The organism is Fibrobacter sp. UWS1, assembly GCF_002300445.1.
GTDB classification, from domain to species: Bacteria; Fibrobacterota; Fibrobacteria; order Fibrobacterales; family Fibrobacteraceae; genus Hallerella; species Hallerella intestinalis.
In genome coordinates this window covers 284193-302743 of the sequence record NZ_NSGW01000001.1, presented here as the reverse complement: position 1 = coordinate 302743, position 18551 = coordinate 284193, and the positions used below count along the sequence as shown (strand labels likewise).

Annotated in this window: 12 protein-coding genes and 2 pseudogenes; all 14 read left to right on the top strand. The window is 49.5% G+C overall.

All coding sequences use genetic code 11. The annotated features are described in order from the left end of the window. Positions 1–33: 33 nt before the first annotated feature. The 14 genes and pseudogenes from BGX14_RS15430 to BGX14_RS01155 all read left to right on the top strand — a co-directional run bounded on the left by BGX14_RS15430 (position 34) and on the right by BGX14_RS01155 (position 18500). Positions 34–198, top strand: coding sequence for a hypothetical protein (locus BGX14_RS15430; protein ID WP_158223189.1), 165 nt, complete (start codon positions 34–36; stop codon positions 196–198). 12 nt (positions 199–210) lie between these two features. After that, positions 211–1533, top strand: coding sequence for an SGNH/GDSL hydrolase family protein (locus BGX14_RS01210; protein ID WP_143394073.1), 1323 nt, complete (start codon positions 211–213; stop codon positions 1531–1533). A gap of 1457 nt (positions 1534–2990) precedes the next feature. Then, positions 2991–3119: a hypothetical protein gene (locus BGX14_RS16235; RefSeq protein WP_255404460.1), complete on the top strand. Its 129-nt coding sequence runs from the start codon at positions 2991–2993 to the stop codon at positions 3117–3119. A gap of 222 nt (positions 3120–3341) precedes the next feature. Next, positions 3342–4127, top strand: coding sequence for an NYN domain-containing protein (locus tag BGX14_RS01205; protein ID WP_073305612.1), 786 nt, complete (start codon positions 3342–3344; stop codon positions 4125–4127). A gap of 155 nt (positions 4128–4282) precedes the next feature. Then, complete coding sequence (gene pyk / locus BGX14_RS01200; protein ID WP_095878829.1) at positions 4283–6073, top strand: pyruvate kinase; 1791 nt, start codon at positions 4283–4285, stop codon at positions 6071–6073. Between the two features lie 1511 nt (positions 6074–7584). Next, positions 7585–8268: an inorganic phosphate transporter gene (locus BGX14_RS01195; RefSeq protein WP_095878828.1), complete on the top strand. Its 684-nt coding sequence runs from the start codon at positions 7585–7587 to the stop codon at positions 8266–8268. Between the two features lie 23 nt (positions 8269–8291). Continuing rightward, positions 8292–9824: an inorganic phosphate transporter gene (locus BGX14_RS01190; RefSeq protein ID WP_143394072.1), complete on the top strand. Its 1533-nt coding sequence runs from the start codon at positions 8292–8294 to the stop codon at positions 9822–9824. Positions 9825–9869: 45 nt separating this feature from the next. Beyond that, complete coding sequence (locus tag BGX14_RS01185) at positions 9870–10586, top strand: response regulator (protein ID WP_078776328.1); 717 nt, start codon at positions 9870–9872, stop codon at positions 10584–10586. Next, positions 10564–12243 (top strand): cell wall metabolism sensor histidine kinase WalK, encoded by a 1680-nt coding sequence (locus BGX14_RS01180; protein ID WP_143159518.1) that lies wholly within the window; start codon positions 10564–10566, stop codon positions 12241–12243. The genes BGX14_RS01185 and BGX14_RS01180 overlap by 23 nt, the downstream gene beginning before the upstream one ends. Before the next feature lie 134 nt (positions 12244–12377). Then, complete coding sequence (locus tag BGX14_RS01175; RefSeq protein ID WP_095878826.1) at positions 12378–13217, top strand: TIGR02147 family protein; 840 nt, start codon at positions 12378–12380, stop codon at positions 13215–13217. After that, on the top strand, positions 13214–14371 hold the full coding sequence (locus tag BGX14_RS01170) for a hypothetical protein (protein ID WP_095878825.1): 1158 nt from the start codon (positions 13214–13216) through the stop codon (positions 14369–14371). Before BGX14_RS01175 ends, BGX14_RS01170 begins: the two co-directional genes overlap by 4 nt. Before the next feature lie 189 nt (positions 14372–14560). Further along, positions 14561–16112, top strand: a pseudogene (locus BGX14_RS01165) (type I restriction-modification system subunit M). A gap of 11 nt (positions 16113–16123) precedes the next feature. Continuing rightward, positions 16124–17208: pseudogene (locus BGX14_RS16370) on the top strand (YhcG family protein). Next, positions 17205–18500: a restriction endonuclease subunit S gene (locus BGX14_RS01155; RefSeq protein WP_095878824.1), complete on the top strand. Its 1296-nt coding sequence runs from the start codon at positions 17205–17207 to the stop codon at positions 18498–18500. The pseudogene BGX14_RS16370 and the gene BGX14_RS01155 overlap by 4 nt, the downstream one beginning before the upstream one ends. The last annotated feature ends 51 nt before the right edge of the window (positions 18501–18551 follow it).

The window sequence follows — 18551 nt, the reverse complement described above, 5'->3', positions numbered from 1 at the left end:
TGGGGAAATCGCAGGCGGAGCTTGGGGAGGCGTTTGGGAAAATTTACGGGAGAAGCGGCTTTGAAGACGGCAAGAAGTGAGCGTCTCCGACTTTTCAGAAAATCGGGACGCTACGAGAAGGACTGCGGGATTTTGGTCTCCGTTGAAGTATATTTCAGCTCCGGCAAGGCGAATCGGATGACGCAACTCGCCTGGTGAAAAGGAGTGTTTATGAAAACTTGGAAAACGATGCTGGCTTTGACGGCGGCTTGGGGAGTGCTGGCTTTTTCTCATGCCATCGTGCCCAATAAACTGGTTTCGGGCGGTCTTCCCGCTTATACGGGAACGGGTTCGACGGATTATTTGACGGACGGCTTTCTCACCAACTGGAAAAGCTCCTCCGCAAAGGAAATCGCCATTCACGTGGGGCAGGGTCCGGAAAAGCTCCTCGTCAACTGGGAATCTTACGGCGATTGCGCTTGGGCTGTCGATTTTACGTCCGGTTGCGGGCATAGCGGCGTCGCCCTTTCAAATTTCAAAATTTTGACTTCGGCGAATTCCTCCGACGGATTTGACGGAGACTGGGAAACGGCGGCGACCATCCAAAACAATCCGGTCATGGCACGGGGCGTACAAATCGATTTTGCCGGAAAATCCTGGTTCAAATTGCAGAGCGAAGGAGATGTCGGGCAGATTTTGGAAATCGAAGCGTTCGATATGACGGAAGGCGGCACGGACACCTGGTTTTTCATGGGCACGAGCATCAGCCAGATGGGACTCAAACAGCAGGAAACGGATTCGACGACGGCGCAGCTCATTCACGCGCGCTTTCCAGAATACACGCCGGCGATGCTTCGCGGAGGCATTGGCTGCATCAACAGCGCGGAAGTGGTCGAACACTTGGGCGATTATCTGGAATATGCGGGAAACGTGAAATACTGGGCGATTGAAATGGGGACGAACGACGCCTGGGGCGGCGGCGACTGGAATCTTTCGACATTCGTCGCGAATATGCAGACGATTATCGATTCCGCCAAAGCGCACGGCATTACGCCGGTTATCGCCCGAATTATCGCGACGGATTCCGTCAAAGCGGGTTGGCAAATCCATCCCCGTTTTTTGGAAGCGCTTGACAGCCTGGTCCGGGAAAACGGGCTTCCGCAAGGTCCCGATTTTTACACCCACTTTTTGGAACACCCGGAATGGATTGGCAGCGACGGCGTGCACCCGGAGGCGAATAGCGGAGGAAAAGCGATGCATCGCCTGTGGGCGGAAGCGCTCTCCCCTCTCTACGAAAAAAGCGACTCTTCGGAAACAGCCCTTGCTTCAAATTTCACTCGTTTTGCAGTCCCGCAAGTCAGCGTGCAAGGCAAAAATATCACGCTCTCGAACGTGGAGAAAAATGCGTCCGTCCGTCTCGTCTCGGTCATGGGGCACGTGGAAGAAATCCGACCGCATGGCGATTCATTTCAAGCGCAGGTCGCTTCGGGGCGTTACGTCCTTCTTGTCCACGAAATCAATCGCCAAATCTCGATTCCGGTTTCGGTGAAGTAGGCGGGGGAAGCCTCCCCCTCGCAGAAGCCGGGACTCGGCAAGCTCGGTCGCCGTCTTCTGCTACCCCCTCTGCGGGGACACCCCGCAACGCCCCGGTTGCGAAAAAAGCTTCGTCGGAAACGCGCCAATAGCGGCGAGTGATCAGTTGGGAGTTATGAGTTGGAACTGGTAACTGAGAACTAAGAACTAAGAACTGAGAACTGAGAGCTAAGAACTGAGAGCTAAGAACTGAGAACTAAGAACTGAGAACTAAGAACTAAGAACTAAGAACTAAGAACTAAGAACCGACTTCACCGTGTGAAAGGCTCCTCTCGACACTACCATTTCATTCCTCCCTATAAATCCAAAATTTTTCAACTATAAAGCGTGGCGGGGATAGGGTGAAGGGAAAAGGGGCTGCCCATGAGTCTTAAGAGTTTTACTCTTTTAGACGAATTGTCCCTGGAAGGGAGTCTTTGCAAAAGCGTGCAAGACGAATGTTGCGCCGCAAGCTTGCTTGCAGGCATCATCTTCGAGGAGACTAGTAGTATTCGTCATTGCGTACCCACCAAGGAGAAAATCAGTCATATTTGAAAGCGACCGTCACCCCGAACCCCGGAGGGGTTATACGACACTTGTCAATTTATTGACTTAGTGGAGTTATCCTCTATGTGGATATACGACACTTGGTAACTTTGTTACCTTAGTGGAGTTATACTCGAAGTGTAGAAGCAATCCTTTCCCGCAGCCAGGATTGCCACGTCGCTACGCTCCTCGTAATGACGAGGTGCCAGCACAGATTGCTTCGGCTTTGCATCCCTGAAACTAGGAATCTCCGATTCCGTAGTTGAAGTATCCCTGGAAGGGACAATTCGTCTAAGGGAACAAGTTCCCAAGACTCATGGGCTGCTATCGCTGCTTGCAATGACGGGATGCCGGTAAGGATTGCGCCGCCATTGTGTTTTGGCGTTTTTCCGGTTGCCCAAACGCTCGCTGACAATTTTTAAGCGTTTTTTCATTTGCCCAAACTCTCGCTGGCGTTTTTACGTCATTGCGAACCCCGCAGGGGTGAAGCAATCCTTTTCACGCAGACAAGATTGCTTCGCCTTGCTCGCAATGACGTACCGCTGGCTTGGATTGCCACGTCGCTACGCTCCTCGCAATGACGAGGTGCCAGCAAGAATTGCCACGGCGGCGCATCCCTGAAACTTGGAATCTCCGATTCCGTAGTTGAAGTATCCCTGAAAGGGACAATTCGTCTAAAGGAACAAGTTCCCAAGACTCATGGGGCTTTGCATCCCTGAAACTAGGAATCTCCGATTCCATAGTTGAAGTATCCCTGGAAGGGACAATTCGCCTAAAGGAAGCGGAGCTTCCAAGGCTCATGGGGCTTTGCACAATTCGCCTAAAGGAAGCGAAGCTTCCAAGGCTCATGGGTAAGCGAGCATCTCGCTGTCTGCGAGAAGAAATTCACCTCTGTGAAAAAAGTTCACGTATTGAAGCTTTCAAAAGAATGGAATGTTTTGACTTTCGCGTTAGCGACCGACGCCCGGATGGGTTCGGACAAATTTCTGGAAATTTGGCTGAACGGACGCCGAAAGCGATAACGCTAGGGAGCGGCCCGCCGCAGGCGGGAAACGCCCGGAAATAGCGAACTTTGTGAAAAATTTTTAAATGCGAAGATTTCGTGGAATTTTGTATAAACCTTAAAATTTTTAGCTCGTCAAATGGAAATGTCGCTCGGTTTGCACTTTCTCTTTGGGCGGGAGAAGGCGTTTTTCATTTCGGAAATTATATTCTAGGCGAAGCGTTCACAGGAAAGGAAAGAGATGAAAAATAGATCGTTTGCGAAACAGGAAACGGAAGAGTCTTCGGCAAAACTGGCGGTTCTTATCGATGCGGATAATGCACAGCCTTCGGTTTTCGAGTATCTGCTTTCGGAAATTGCCAAATACGGCGAAGCGACGGTCAAGCGGATTTACGGGGATTTCACTTCTCCCCAAAGCGCCCAGTGGCGGGCGATTCTCAATGAATTCGCCATCAAGCCGGTTCAGCAATTCGCCTATACCAAAGGGAAGAATGCGACGGACAGCACGATGATTATCGATGCGATGGATTTGATGTACACGCGCCGCTTTGACGGTTTTTGCATTGTTTCCAGCGACAGCGATTTTACGAGCATTGCAACCCGGATTCGTGAAGAAGGCCTGCTGGTTTACGGCTTTGGCAAAAAGACGACTCCCGAAGCGTTTAAAAATGCCTGCCATGTATTTGTCGATACGGAAATTTTTGCGCCCTCGAAGCCGGAAAGAAAATCGGCGAATAGAAAGAATTCCGAAAAACACGAATTTTCCCAAACGGGGCCCTCCTTGCCCTCGAAAACCGTTAAAGCTATTGCGACCGCTTTAGAACAATCCAGCGACGATACCGGCTGGTCGCATCTCGGGACTTTCGGCAGCATTTTACTCAAGTTGAAATCGGATTTTGATCCGCGCCAATACGGATTTAAAAAGCTGAGCGAGTTTGTCAAAGGCCGCAGCGATTTGTTTGAAATTCAAGAACGCAAACAGGCAAATTCCGAATCCATTGCTCTCTATTTGCGCCCCAAGAAATAGCGGAAGCATTGCTGTTACAAAAATGAAATTTTTTAGCGTTTGCTTTTTGCGGAAGAAAGCGAAATTTTTTGTAGCCCCCAAAAAAACAAGGGATTTTCAGAAATTCAAATTCTTCTTTTTTTAATTTTGGGACGAATTGCAAAAGAGGAATTTTCATGTTTACCCATAAAACGAAAATTGTCTGCTCCATGGGCCCGACCACTGCCGACGACGCAATCGTTTCCCGCCTGATTCTCGCCGGGATGAATGTTGCCCGGTTTAATTTTTCGCACGGGACTCACGAATCCCATTTGGAAATGATGGATCGGGTGAAGCGGGTTTCATCGGCGTTGAATCGCCCTATCGCGCTGATGCTGGACACGAAAGGTCCCGAAATCCGGACGGGGAATACGGCGAAGAATGCTCCCGTTTTGATTCAAAAAGGCGACAGGGTTTTGGTGACCGTCGATGGTTGCGAAACGGTGGCGGCGACGGAATCCGAACCGGCGCGGATGTCGGTGTCGTGGACGGATTTGCCCCACCGGGTTCAAAAGGGAAATCGCATTCTGGTGGCCGACGGGCTTTTGGAATTGGATGTGGAAGATTCGGATGGTTCCACGGTTTTTGCGGTTGCCAAAAATTCCGGGGAAATTTCCAGCAAGAAAAATGTGAATCTTGTGGGGCTTCACGCCGGGCTTCCCATCATGAGCGAGCAGGACAAGCTGGACATCAAGTTTGGCGTGGAACAAAACGTGGATTTTATCGCGGCCAGTTTTGTGAGTTACGCCAGTGAGGTTCAGGAAATTCGTCGCTACCTGGAAAGCCTGAATTCCAAAGCGCGGATTATTGCCAAAATCGAAAACGAGGAAGGCCTGAACAACATTCGGGAAATCGCCGAAGCGGCGGACGGCGTCATGATTGCCCGCGGGGATTTGGGAGTGCAGCTGCCCACGGAAAAAATCCCGCTGGCGCAAAAGCATATTATCCGGGTTTGCCGCCAGTTTGGAAAGCCGGTCATTACGGCGACGCAAATGCTGGAATCCATGATTTCTCACCCGCGCCCCACCCGCGCGGAACTGACGGATGTGGCCAATGCGATTTTTGACGGCACGGATGCGGTGATGCTCTCCGGGGAAACCGCCAACGGCAGCTATCCCATTGAAGCGGTGGAGACGATGGTGCGGGTGGCGGTGACGGTGGAATATTCGCCGGAGTATTACAAGAAAATGCGGGAATCTTTTGAAATGGATTTGCGGGGGGACATCAGCCGGATTGTTTCCCAGAACGCTTACCAGACCGCCCGGGATGTGAGTGCCACGGCGATAATCACTCCCACTCTCAGCGGCAATACGGCCCGTATGGTCAGCATGTTTCGACCGGAACAGCCGATTCTGGCGGTGACTCCCCATCAGCAGGTGGAACGCCAGCTGCTTTTGAATTGGGGCATTTTCCCGCTTTTCGCAAAACTGGTGACAGGCTCCGATGACATGGTGCAAAATGCCATTAAGAGTGCCCACGACGCGGGAGCCGTTCGCATTTCCGATAGAATCGTGATGGTTTCCGGTTTTCCGCTGTCGGCTTCCGTGGTGAATACGATTCGCGTCCTGTATGTGGGAAACATCTTGGCGCGGGCGGATTTTGGCGGGGTAGCCAGCGAAGAATTTCCCCGGGCCACGGGAAGGATTTTACGGGCGAACTCGCCGACGGAAGCTTACTTGCTCCAGCGCAAAGAAAGCGACGAGATTTTGCTTTGCCCTACGCTCACCGAAGAATACATTCCGGTTCTTCGCCAGGTGCGAGGCGTTATCGTGGAAGGGGAATGCAAGATTCCGCCGGACGTGCTTTCCATTGTCAATCCCCGCTTGGTCTGGCTTTCGGCGGTGAAAGACGCCATGCGGATGCTGGAACCCGGATTCGCGGTGACCATCGACGGCAAGAGCCTTGTGGTTTATGAAGGACGCTTGTAATTTTCTGGCTACAGACGACAATTCTCTTTTTTGTTTCGTTTTTCCAAGCTTCTTGAAATCTAACTTCGCATTTTTCAAGGATCGTGGCGGGGTAGCCTTGACGCAAGTTGGTGATTAGCGCCCTTCGGCAGGCGGTTCCTGAGCCTGTCGAAGGGCAGGGATCGGTTGGGTGTCGGAACTGATAACTGGGTTCCCCTTGTGAAAGAAGAAGCCCCGTTTGAAAAGAAGTTCACCCTCTCGCAACGTAATACACCTTATTCCGCTCTAGAATTCAAAATTTCCCACAGCAAAGCGTGGCGGGGATAGGGTGAAGGGATAAGGGGCTGCCCATGAGTCTTAAGAGTTTTACTCTTTTAGACGAATTGTCCCTGGAAGGGATACTTAATCTGTGCGGGCACCTCGTCATTGCGAGCAAGGCCCCATGAGCCTTGGAAGCTCTGCTTCCTTTAGGCGAATTGTCCCTTTCAGGGATACTTCAACTATGGAATCAAAGATTCCAAGTTTCAGGGATGCAAAGCCGAAGCAATCTTGGCTGCTGAAAAGGATTGCTTCACCCCTTCAGGGATTCGCAATGACGACTACAGCCTACACATTTTGTAGCCGTTTTTAGGTGCACACGGGGCAAAATTTTCTGCGGCGACTAATTTTCACGTACACACGAGCCAAAACTTTCCGCGGCAACCAATTTTCACGTACACATGCGCCAAAACTTTCCGCGGCAACCAATTTTCACGTACACACGGGGCAAAATTTTCTGCGGCGACTAATTTTCACGTACACACGAGCCAAAACTTTCCGCGGCAACCAATTTTCACGTACACACGCGCCAAAACTTTCCGCGGCGGACAATTTTCACGTACACACGCGCCAAAACTTTCCGCGGCGGACAATTTTCACGTACACACGCGCCAAAACTTTCTGCGGCGGGTAATTTTCACGTACACACGAGCCAAAATTTTCTGCGGCAACAAATTTTCACGTACACACGGGGCAAAATTTCTGTAGCGACCAATTTTCACGTGAAAACGCGCTAAAACCGGTTTGCTTCGACAAGCTCAGCAACCGTGCTTCGACAAGTTCAGCAACCGTGCTTCGACAAGCTCAGCAACCGTCTGTCTCCGTATGATAAACCCAGGGACCGGTTGGAACTTGAAACTGAAAACTGATAACCGAGTTTCCCCTTGAGAAAAGAAGTTCTCCTTTTTGAAAAAATTTCTAATTGCGAGTATTGGGTGGAGGATTGTCCATCATTCTCGTTTTTTGCGTGAGGGATAGCAGTGGCGAAGCCATTCGGACTCGCGAAGCGAGGCTGAACGGACGCCGGGCTCTGGATTTTTTGATTTGAATTGCCCGGCGATAACGCCATAGCCCGACCCGCCGCAGGCGGGGGACGCCCATTCCGTTTTTGCTTTTTTTCCTTGTGTAAAATCGATGTAAAGTCTGTGAGAAATTTTTTCAAAAGCTGCTCGGACGCTCTTGTTCCGGCGCGTTTTCCCGTTTAATTTTGGGGCATGGATATTTATGTAGTAGTTATCGGAATGCTTTTTCTTTTGGCCGTTTTCGATTTGATAAACGGCGTGTCGAACGATGCCTCCAATTTTTTGAATTCGGCGGTGGGCTCCAGGGCTTTCGGTTTCAAGTTTCTGATTGCGATTGCCGCAGCGGGGATTTTAATAGGGGCTTCTTTTTCGAGCGGGATGATGGACGTGGCGCGGCATGGGATTTTTCAGCCGCAGCATTTTACGTTCGCAGAAATTATGGCGATATGCGCGGGTGCTATGCTGACCGATGTGATTTTGCTCGATATTTTTAATATGCTCGGCCTTCCGACTTCGACGACGGTTTCGATGGTCTTTGAACTTTTGGGCGGGACTTTTTCCCTTTCGCTGATCAAGCTGCATCGGGGCGCGGGTGAACTTTCCCTTGGCGACTTGGTCAATTCGGAAAAAGCTCTGTCGGTGATTATCGCCATTTTTACGTCGGTCGCCGTCGCTTTTGTCTTTGGCTGGATTGTCCAGTGGATTTCCCGCGTCGTTTGGACGTTCCGTTATAAACCTCGGGAGAAGTATTTTATCGCCGTATTCGGGGGATTTCCTTGTCGGCGATTTTCTATTTCGTCCTTTTTCAAGGGCTTAAAGGTTCGGCGATTGCGGTGCCCGAAGTTTTGGCGCAGAACAGGCTTGGTACTTTTCTAGGCAGCTTTCTTGTTTTTGCGGCTTTGTCCGAACTCCTCTTCCTGTTGAAGCGCAACGTGTTCAAGCTGATTGTCGCAGCGGGAACCTTTTCGCTTGCGCTCTCCTTTGCCGGGAACGATCTGGTGAATTTTATCGGAGTGCCGCTTACCGGGCTTTCCGCTTTTATGGCGTATGCGGATAGCGGGCTTTCGGCGGATCAGGCGATGATGACGGCGCTCTGCGCTTCGGAAAAAAGCCTGTGGTGGATTCTTTCTTTGGCGGGTGTCATTATGGCGGTTTCGCTTGCGACTTCCCGCAAGGCGCGGAATGTGATTCGCACATCGGTTTCGCTTTCGAGCCAGTCTTCTTCGGAGGAATTGTTCGGCACAAGCCCTATCGCCAGGGCTTTCGTCCGTTATGCGGATCTTTTGTCGTCGGTGGTGCGCGGAATCGTCCCGTTTAAAATTCGGAATTTTTTGAACAGGCGCTTGGATGCCCGACGATTGCAGCTCGAAGAAAGCGACGCCGCGTTCGATTTGCTGCGGGCTTCGGTGAATTTGATGCTCGCTAGCATTCTGATTTCGCTCGGCACGTTTTTCAAATTGCCGTTATCGACGACCTATGTGACATTTATGGTCGCTATGGGTTCTTCGCTAGCGGACAAGGCGTGGGGGCGCGAGTCCGCGGTCTATCGCATCACGGGTGTTTTCTCGGTGGTCGGCGGCTGGTTCTTTACGGCGTTTGCGGCGTTCGTGTGCGCCTTCATGGTGAGCGGCATGATTTTTTGGGGTGGCATTCCGGTGGCCTTCCTGCTTTTTGGTCTGGTGGTCTGCATTCTTGTGCGCTCGTCCGTCCGGTATCGAAAAAAAGAGAAAGAAAAGGAGTCTGCTCCCGGAGAATTTCAAACGATTCTGGAAGAAAAGGATTCGCAAAAAATTCTGCCGATGGTTCAGGCCTATTATTCCAAAGGCTGGGGCTGGTTCCTCGTGTTTGTGGAAGATTCCGTCCTCGATACGCTGAAAGCTTTGGCAAACGAGGACTTGGAGACGTTGCGCTATGTCCGGCAAAGGATGAAGCAGGAGTATAAGACGCTGCACCGCTTGCGCCACGAAGGATTTGCCTGTTCGCAAAAAATGTTCCACGAAGAAACGCTGGCAAAAAAATTTTTCCTTTACCAGGCGAACGATTTCGCGATGTCTCTCTATTTCAGTTTGGAACGCGTCCATAAGCCGTGCCTGAATCACGTCGATAATCACTTGACGCCTTTGGGAGAATCGCAAAAAAAGGTCCTGCTGGAACTCGCCGAAGAAATGCGCGATGGCATCGAAGATTCCGCCCGCATGATTTTGGAAAACGACTATTCGGATTATGCGGGGTTGCAAAATCGGCTTCGAGCGCTGGGGGCGAAAATCGTCGGCATTCGGAAAACGGCTATGCAGCAAAAGGTACCTGAAAATCAGATGGTGGCGAGCGTCAATCTGCTTTTTTTGACCGTCCTTTACGAGTGCCGCGCCATTCTCGATGCTACGGGCTATTTAAACAAGTCCTCTAAAAAAATGATGACGGATTTAGTCTAGATTTTTGGAAAACGCATTTTTAAAGGTCGCCCAAAGGATGCTTCGATGATTTGTGTGGTAGAAGACGACAAGAATATCCGGGAAATGGAAGTGTATGCGCTCCAGAGCGCGGGATACGAGGTGGTTTCAGCCTCTTCTGCGGACGAGTTTTTTTCGGTTCTGGAAAAGCGGGTTCTTTCTCTGCTGATACTCGACGTGATGCTTCCCGGAAAGGACGGTTTTGCGATTCTTGAAGCTTTGCGCAGGGACAATCGCACGGCTTCTGTTCCCGTGATGATGGTGACTGCCAAGACGACGGAACTGGACAAAATCCGCGGGCTGGATTCCGGAGCGGACGACTACTTGACCAAGCCTTTTGGCATTATGGAATTTTTGGCTCGTGTGCGCGCATTGTTGCGCCGCGCCGAAAAGCGTTTTGAAAATCGGGAATCGGAAGAATCGCGCCGCATTTGTCTGGGCAAAATCGAAATTGACGACTTGCGGCATGTCGTCACGGTGGAAGGCGAACCGGTAGAATTGACTTTCAAGGAATACGAAGTTTTGAAATTGCTCTGTTCCCATCCGGGAATCGTTTTTGGGCGAAACCAGCTGCTGGAAAAATGCTGGGGAATTGACGCCGCTCTGGAATCGAGAACGGTCGATATGCACGTCAAAACGCTGCGAAAAAAACTGGGAAGCGTCGGCGATTACATCAAGACGGTTCGAAACGTCGGTTACAAGGCGGAAAGCGGGGAAAACGGTGAAGGAAAAACTGAGCTTTAGCCTTTTCTATGTCGGGCTTCTTGCCGCCCTCATCGCCATGCTTTTGACGGCGGGCGCATTTCGCACGGGAATTGCGAATCAGGCTGTTCAAGATTTAAAACAGCAGGGAGCGATAGTCGCCAGCGCTTACGGATTTATCGATTCCGTCGCGGATTTAGAAAAATTGGCGACGCCCTCTTTGCGCATCACATTGATTTCGCCTACGGGAGATGTCCTCTTTGAATCCGACGCCAAGGACAAAACGCTGGACTTGCATCTTTCCCGCGCGGAAGTGCGTGCTGCTTTGCAGAATGGTGAAGGTTCGAGCTACCGTCTTTCCCAGACTTTGGAAACGGGAGTGTATTATTACGCCCGGCTTTTGCCCGACGGCAATGTCTTGCGCCTTTCCGTTCGGAAAAGCATTGCCTTTTCTGTCCTTTCCGATGTCTATCCCAAACTGGCGATTCTCTTGGCTGCGATATTTTTGCTTTCCCTGTTCTTTGCCCATATTCTTTCCCATCGTTTTGTGGAACCGATTCGCCGTCTGGCGGAAAATCCGGATTCGCTCCAGTTTCCGGAAGGGGATTTGCTTTATCGGGAACTCGCTCCGTTTGCGCGGCAGCTCAAGCGGGAAAGGGACAATACGCTGCGGGAAATGTCGCGCCTGAAATTTGAAAGGAACCGTTTTCGCACGCTGATTGAAGAAATGTCCGAAGGCATGATTTTGCTGGATTCCCAAAGCGACGTCGTCCTGGTGAATGGTGTCGCCCGGGAAATGTTCGGCGTCGATGGCGATTTTTCGGGAAAGCCTTTGCGCGCTTTTTCAGAACGCCCGGAACTTCTCAAGGCGGTGGAAAAGGCTTTGAACGGCGTCAAGGAAGATGCGGAAATTCAGCTTGCAGGCAAGGATGTCCGCCTCATCGCCAGCCCTGTTTTGGTCGGCGGCGAAGTTTCGGGGGTGATCGCCATCCTGCTCGATGTCACCGAAAAGAAAAACCTCGCTCTCCTTCGGGAAAGGTTTACAGCCAATGTCTCGCATGAATTGAAAACGCCGCTCACATCGATTGCGGGCTATGCGGAAATGATGGAATCGGGGATGGCGAAAAGCGAGGACATTCCGGAATTCGCCGGGAAAATCCGCAAGGAATCGGCGCGTCTGATTTCCCTCACCAACGATATCCTCAAACTTTCGGAACTGGACGAACTCGATCCGAATGCCCTTCGCCTGGAAAAATGGAACCTGCGGGAAATTGTCGGGGAAGTCGCCTCTGAACTGGAATCTTTGGCGAAGGCGCGGAACATTTCCATAACTCTTCCGCAACGGGATTTTTTCCTGCGGGTGGATAAAAGAAAAATCTTTGAAATGCTGTATAATCTGCTGTCGAATGCGATTCGTTACAATAAGGATTCGGGAAAAGTCGCCGTTTCCTTTGAAGGGAATGCGGTCGTCGTGAGCGACAGCGGCGTGGGGATCTCGGAAGAACATTTGCCGCATATTTTTGAACGCTTTTACCGCGTGGACAAAAGTCGTTCCAAGGAAACGGGCGGCACAGGACTTGGGCTCGCGATTGTCAAGCATATCGCCGAAATTCACCGGGCGAAAATTTCTGTCCATTCCGTTTTCGGCGAGGGAAGCCGCTTTCGGGTCGAGTTTCCCGCGGAATCGGTTTCTGGCTAACCGCCCGTCGTACTATCCGGCGCGTCAGTTTTAAATCGTCCTTCGCATTGCAAAAAACTTTGCAAATATCTTTTTCCCGCTTTTCCACCGGCGAAATTTTTTTTTGTATAGATTAGGGGAAACGCGGTCTTATTATGGATAAATTGTCTCCCTTTCAATTTTTAGATTATCGTGAATATCTGACGGCTTTTTTTGAAAGCAAAAAGGCAAAGTCCCCCTGGTATTCCTATAAGGTCTTTGGCGATGGGGTCGGGCTGGATCAGAGCCAGGTTTTTCGGATCCTTCAAAAGAATTTGCACATCTCCAAACGCGCTCTTCCGCGTTTTATCGAATATCTGAAATTAGACGAAAAGGAAGCGCAGTATTTTGAAAAACTGGTGGAACTCGGGCGCGCTCGCCGGGAATCCGACACCCGGCGGCTATTTGCCGAAGCGTTGGCGTTGAAGGGGGCGACCAGTCGGGACCTTAAAGCGGACCAGTATGAATTATACGCCTGCTGGTATCACAGCGCAGTGCGGACGCTGTTGGGCTTTGTTCGCATTCGGGATGACTATGCGGCTTTGGGAGCGATGGTTTCTCCACCGATTTCCGCCGACGAAGCAAAAAATGCTGTGACTCTGCTCTCCCGTTTGGGGCTGGCTGTGCGGGATGCCGAAGGCTTTTGGAAACTTTCGGATTTGACATTAAGGGCGGGCGGCGCGGCTTTGCAGGCGAAACGGGTCCGGGCGTATCAGGCCGAATCGATGAAATTGGCTATGCAGAGTCTGGAAATCCACGATAAATCGAAACGCGACATCAACGTGATGAATATGGCCTTGGACGAATCCGCGTTTCGGGATTGTCTTGCTATCTTGGAGAATGCGCGCGACGAAATTCGGGCCCGGGTCGAAAAGGTCCATTCGCCGGATAGGGTCATGCGTTTGGCGACGGCGTTTTTTCCGGTTGCTTTTTCAAAAGAGGTTTCGTCTTCATGAAAAATGCGGCAATTTATCAACTGTTTTTCCTCTCGCTCTGCTTGGGGCTTTTCTCTTCGTGTTCCGAATCGACGCAGACCAGCGGAGGCATTTGGGACGAAACGCAGAACACTCTCGCCGTCCGCATCCGTTTGGCTTCTGGGGAACCCGCCGTGGCGGCAAAAGTCCGCTTGGTTACGGAAACCGCCATCGTCGAAGACAGTGCCGTTGCCGATGAATCGGGAATCGCCCGGTTAAAGCGCCCTTCGCAGGACGGCTTCATCGAAGTCCAGGAAAAGTCCGGCGTTGCCCGGAATCGGGTTTTGGCGGGAGATTCCCTTTTGACGGATACATTGAAAAAACCGGCGAGTTTGCAGGGAAAACTGGTCGTGCAAACGGCAATGCCTCGGCGGCTCTTTCTGTTTGGAACGTCCTATGCTGCGGAAGTTTCCGAATCGGGCGCATTTCGTTTTGAAAACATTCCGGATGGGGAATACGCCGTACTTTCGGAAGGGGAGTCGGAATATGTTTTTTGGGAAACTCTTGTTGCTAACGGCAATGCTGCCGCGGAAACGGAACTTGCGGAGCCTTCCCCAGACAGTGTTCTCGTCGAAGATTTTGAACGTTCCGTGGCGACAAATCGCTTCGCCGCATTGACGGGGGCAAGCTGGTGGTTTACGTCTTCGGATTCTTTGAGCCACGTCGAACCGGAATCGATAACGGACGCTTTAGTGCGTTCGCCGGAAAGCTTTGAAACTTCGCAGAGTGCCCATTATACATTTGTCGTCGATACGACTTTGGCAGATGCCTTTGCCCTTTGCGGCTTCGATATCGGCGTTTCGTTTTGGCAGGACTCGACGACCTCTTACGATATGTCTCAAACGGACAGCGTTTCGTTTTACATTCGGGGCTCTGGCCACGTCGTCATGCAATTTGCGGGATTAAACGAAGCCGGTGAAGTGGAATCCTGGGACTTTGAATTTGACATTCCTTCTTCCACGGAATGGGTTCGGGTTGCCGTGCCGCCGTCGGGAAATGAAACTTGGGAAAAGATAAAGTCGCGGATGCGGATGATTACTTTCCTTTCGACAAGAAATATGGATTTGTGGCTGGATAAAATCGTTTTCCACGGAGTCTCCGCACAGGATTTGTTCCGGGATTTGCTCGGACGTTAGTATTTTTTTGGGGGCGGGGGCGAGTCTAAAATAATTCCCGGCGACCCGTCGTGTATGATAGAATCGGTGGAGAGTCTTTTAAAATTCTCCGATAAAGTTCAAATACTTTATTGGCTTGGAAGCGCCTATTTGTAAATCGGAATGATTTTGTGAAATTTTATATTTGAAAGGAAAAGGAGTTTGCAAAAAATGACAAGTATTCATCAAAGAGAGCACCTGCAATCTCAGATTTGGAAAATAGCCAACGAAGTTCGAGGAGCCGTGGATGGCTGGGATTTCAAGCAGTTCGTTTTGGGAACCTTATTCTACCGTTTCATTAGCGAGAATTTTGCGGACTACATAAAAGGCGGCGACGATAGTATTGACTACGCTTCGTTAAAAGACAGCGTGATAACGCCGGAAATCAAAGATGATGCGATAAAGACAAAAGGGTATTTCATCTATCCGAAGCCAGCTGTTTGTCAATGTGGTCAAAAATGCCAATGCCAATCCGAATCTGAATACGGACTTGAAAGCCATCTTTGATTCCATAGAAAGCTCTGCCAATGGCTATGCCTCTGAAAAGAATATCAAAGGACTGTTTGCCGATTTCGACACCACAAGTACGAGGCTCGGCAATACGGTGGAAAGTAAGAACAGCCGTTTGGCTGCCGTCCTAAAAGGCGTAGAAGGATTGAACTTTGGAAATTTCGAAACGCATGAAATAGACCTTTTCGGCGACGCATACGAGTTTCTGATAAACAATTATGCAGCCAATGCTGGAAAGTCTGGAGGCGAGTTCTTCACGCCGCAGAATGTATCAAAGCTCATTTCCCGGCTTGCCATGCACAAGCAGGAGACTGTCAATAAAATCTACGACCCTGCCGCAGGTTCCGGCTCGTTGCTTTTGCAGGCAAAGAAACAATTTGAAAATCGCATCATTGAAGATGGATTCTTTGGCCAGGAAATCAATCATACGACATACAACCTGGCTCGTATGAATATGTTCCTGCACAACATCAACTACGACAAGTTCAACATCGCGCTTGGCAATACGCTTACCGAACCGCAATTTGGAGACGAGAAACCTTTTGATGCCATTGTCTCCAACCCGCCCTATTCGGTAAATTGGATTGGCACGGACGACCCGACGCTCATCAACGACGACCGCTTTGCTCCAGCCGGAGTTCTAGCTCCGAAATCAAAAGCCGATTTCGCCTTTGTTCTCCATGCGTTGCATTATCTTTCCGGAAAAGGTCGTGCTGCCATCGTTTGCTTCCCGGGCATCTTTTATCGCGGCGGTGCAGAGCAGAAAATCCGAAAGTATCTGGTGGATGGCAACTATGTGGAAACGATTATTTCCTTGCCCGCCAATCTTTTTTATGGTACTTCCATAGCGGTGAATATCCTTGTCCTTTCCAAGCACAAGACGGATACGAAAATCCAGTTTATCGACGCAAGCGGTGAAGGATTCTTTACAAAGGAAACCAACAACAATGTGCTGGAAGACAAGCACATCGAGAGAATTATTGATATTTTCGATAAGAAGGAAGATGTAGATTATATCGCGAAATCTGTAAATCAGGAAGCAGTTATTGCAAATGATTACAATTTGTCGGTAAGTAGTTATATAGAAGTTGAAGATACACGTCCAAAGACCGATATCAGGGAACTGAACGAGCGCATACGCCGTATCGTGGCGAAAGAGAACGAGCTGCGTGCTGAGATAGACAAGATAGTCGCGGAATTGGAGGAGGACTAGCGATGAGTGAAATGGCAATTCCCAAAGATAAATTTCTCGGTGATATCCGGGAGATTATAAATTCTGCCCGGGTGCAGGCTGTGAAGAGTGTGGATTTTTGCAGGGTACAGATGTACTGGCAGCTTGGTAAACGCATATTTGAAGAAGAGCAGCAAGGAAAAGAACGTGCTGATTATGGGACATACCTTATCAAGAACCTGGCTAAACAACTGGAGCCAGAATACGGCAGCGGCTTTTCCGTGCGCCAATTGGAACGCAGCAGGCAGTTCTACCGGATTTATCCGATTGCGACCGCACTGCGGACGCAATTGAACTGGTCGCAATATAAAATGTTGATAAGTATCGACAATCCCGAAAAGCGTGAATATTATGAGCTGGAAGCCGTGAATAACGCTTGGACCGGTCGGGAACTTGTCCCGAAAAGCGTGAATATTATGAGCTGGAAGCCGTGAATAACGCTTGGACCGGTCGGGAACTTGAAAGGCAAATCAATTCGCAGCTTTACGAGCGTCTGTTGCTGAGCAATGACAAGGAAGCCGTCCTTGCAGTTGCCCGTAAGGAACGTATTCCGCAGTCTCCTTTGGAAACCATCAAAGATCCAATGTATCTGGAGTTCTTAGGCTTGGAACGGAGACCATCATATTATGAAAGAGATTTAGAGCAGGCCATCATATCACATTTGGCTGATTTTCTGCTTGAGATGGGGAACGGTTTTACTTTTGTGGCACGGCAGAAACGTATCTTGCTGGAAGATGACGAGTTCTTTGCAGATCTTGTGCTTTACAACCGTCTGCTTCATTGTTTCGTAATAATTGAATTGAAGACCGAAAAGTTGACGCATCAGGATTTGGGACAATTGCAGATGTATGTAAACTATTATGACAGATGCGAAAAACTTCCGGATGAGAATCCGACCATAGGGATCTTGCTTGGAACAAGCAAAAATGATACAGCGGTAAGAATGACCCTGCCTGAAAATAATACAACAATACTCACAAGTGAGTACAAATTGTATTTGCCGACTCAATCGCAGCTTATCAAAGAAATTAACAGTGTGCGCCAGTCGTTCACTAAAGAAATGGAGGATGAACAATGAGCAAATTACAGGAACTGATACAGGAACTTTGTCCTGATGGGGTGGAATACAAGACGCTGGGGGAAGTGTCTTCTGTTATTCGTGGAGAAAGAATCACAAAAAATGATTTAATTGAAAACGGAGAATTTCCTGTAATGAGTGGAGGAACCTCATTTTTTGGAAGATATAACAATTGGAATAGAGAAGCAAATACCATAACTATTGCACAATACGGAAGTGCTGGATATGTTGATTTTATAACAGAGAGATTTTGGGCAAATGATGTTTGCTATTCGGTTTTGCCCGATGATTTTATTGACAAGAAGTTTTTGTATTATGTTCTTTGTAATAATCAAAAATTGCTTTATAAACTCACAACAAAAGCAATCCCGGATTGCTTACCAAAGGAACGTTTAGAATCAATCCAAATCCCCGTTCCACCTCTTCCTGTACAGGAAGAAATCGTGCGCATACTCGACAAATTTACGTCGCTTACAGCGGAGCTTACAGCGGAGCTTACAGCGGAGCTTACAGCGCGCCGCAAGCAGTATGAGTACTACCGCGACGCGCTTCTAACGCCTCCGTTCAGTTCGACAGGCTCTCTGACCGAAGCACGGTTGCAGAGCGAAGTCGAAGGCACCTATTCAACAGAAGTTGTTTACAAAAAGCTTGGGGAGATTGCGACAATTACACGAGGCGGCAATTTTCAAAAGAAAGATTTTGTCGAAAATGGCTTGCCATGCATTCATTATGGACAGATGTACACGCATTTCGGAACGTGGACAGACAAAACGCTCACCTTTGTTTCAAAAGAAGTTTTTGAAAAGTCCAAAAAGGCTGACACAAATGACATCGTGATGGCAGTTACAAGCGAAAATGTCGAAGATGTTTGCAAATGCACGGCATGGATTGGAAACGAGCCAATTGCTGTAAGCGGACATACGGCAATTATCCATCACAATCAAAATGCAAAATACTTATCATATTATTTTCAATCCTCAAGTTTTTACAGCCAGAAAGTAAAACTTGCACACGGAACAAAGGTGATTGAAGTTACGCCCGACAAATTGAAAGACATCGCCATCCCCCTTCCTCCTCTCCCCGTTCAAGAACGCATCGTGAACGTCCTCGACAACTTCGACGCCATCTGCTCCGACCTGAAAATCGGGCTTCCGGCGGAAATCGAGGCACGCAAAAAACAATATGAATATTACCGTGATTTGCTTCTGAATTTTGAGCCGCTTGGCACGGTTCTTGCGCAAGCAAGCAAGCAAGCAAGCAAGCAAGCAAGCAAGCAAGCAAGCAAGCAATAATTAGCCTCTATCAGTATGTGTTCGGGTATGTTTTTCTTCCTTTGAGTGACA

Excerpts from the sequence above, each read along its gene's own strand:
- BGX14_RS01210 (WP_143394073.1), top strand. The coding sequence starts at position 211 with ATGAAAACTTGGAAAACGATGCTGGCTTTGACGGCGGCTTGGGGAGTG.
- BGX14_RS01170 (WP_095878825.1), top strand. The coding sequence starts at position 13,214 with ATGAAAAATGCGGCAATTTATCAACTGTTTTTCCTCTCGCTCTGCTTG.
- BGX14_RS01195 (WP_095878828.1), top strand. The coding sequence starts at position 7,585 with ATGGATATTTATGTAGTAGTTATCGGAATGCTTTTTCTTTTGGCCGTT.
- BGX14_RS01155 (WP_095878824.1), top strand. The coding sequence starts at position 17,205 with ATGAGCAAATTACAGGAACTGATACAGGAACTTTGTCCTGATGGGGTG.
- BGX14_RS01175 (WP_095878826.1), top strand. The coding sequence starts at position 12,378 with ATGGATAAATTGTCTCCCTTTCAATTTTTAGATTATCGTGAATATCTG.
- BGX14_RS01205 (WP_073305612.1), top strand. The coding sequence starts at position 3,342 with ATGAAAAATAGATCGTTTGCGAAACAGGAAACGGAAGAGTCTTCGGCA.
- BGX14_RS01185 (WP_078776328.1), top strand. The coding sequence starts at position 9,870 with ATGATTTGTGTGGTAGAAGACGACAAGAATATCCGGGAAATGGAAGTG.
- pyk (WP_095878829.1), top strand. The coding sequence starts at position 4,283 with ATGTTTACCCATAAAACGAAAATTGTCTGCTCCATGGGCCCGACCACT.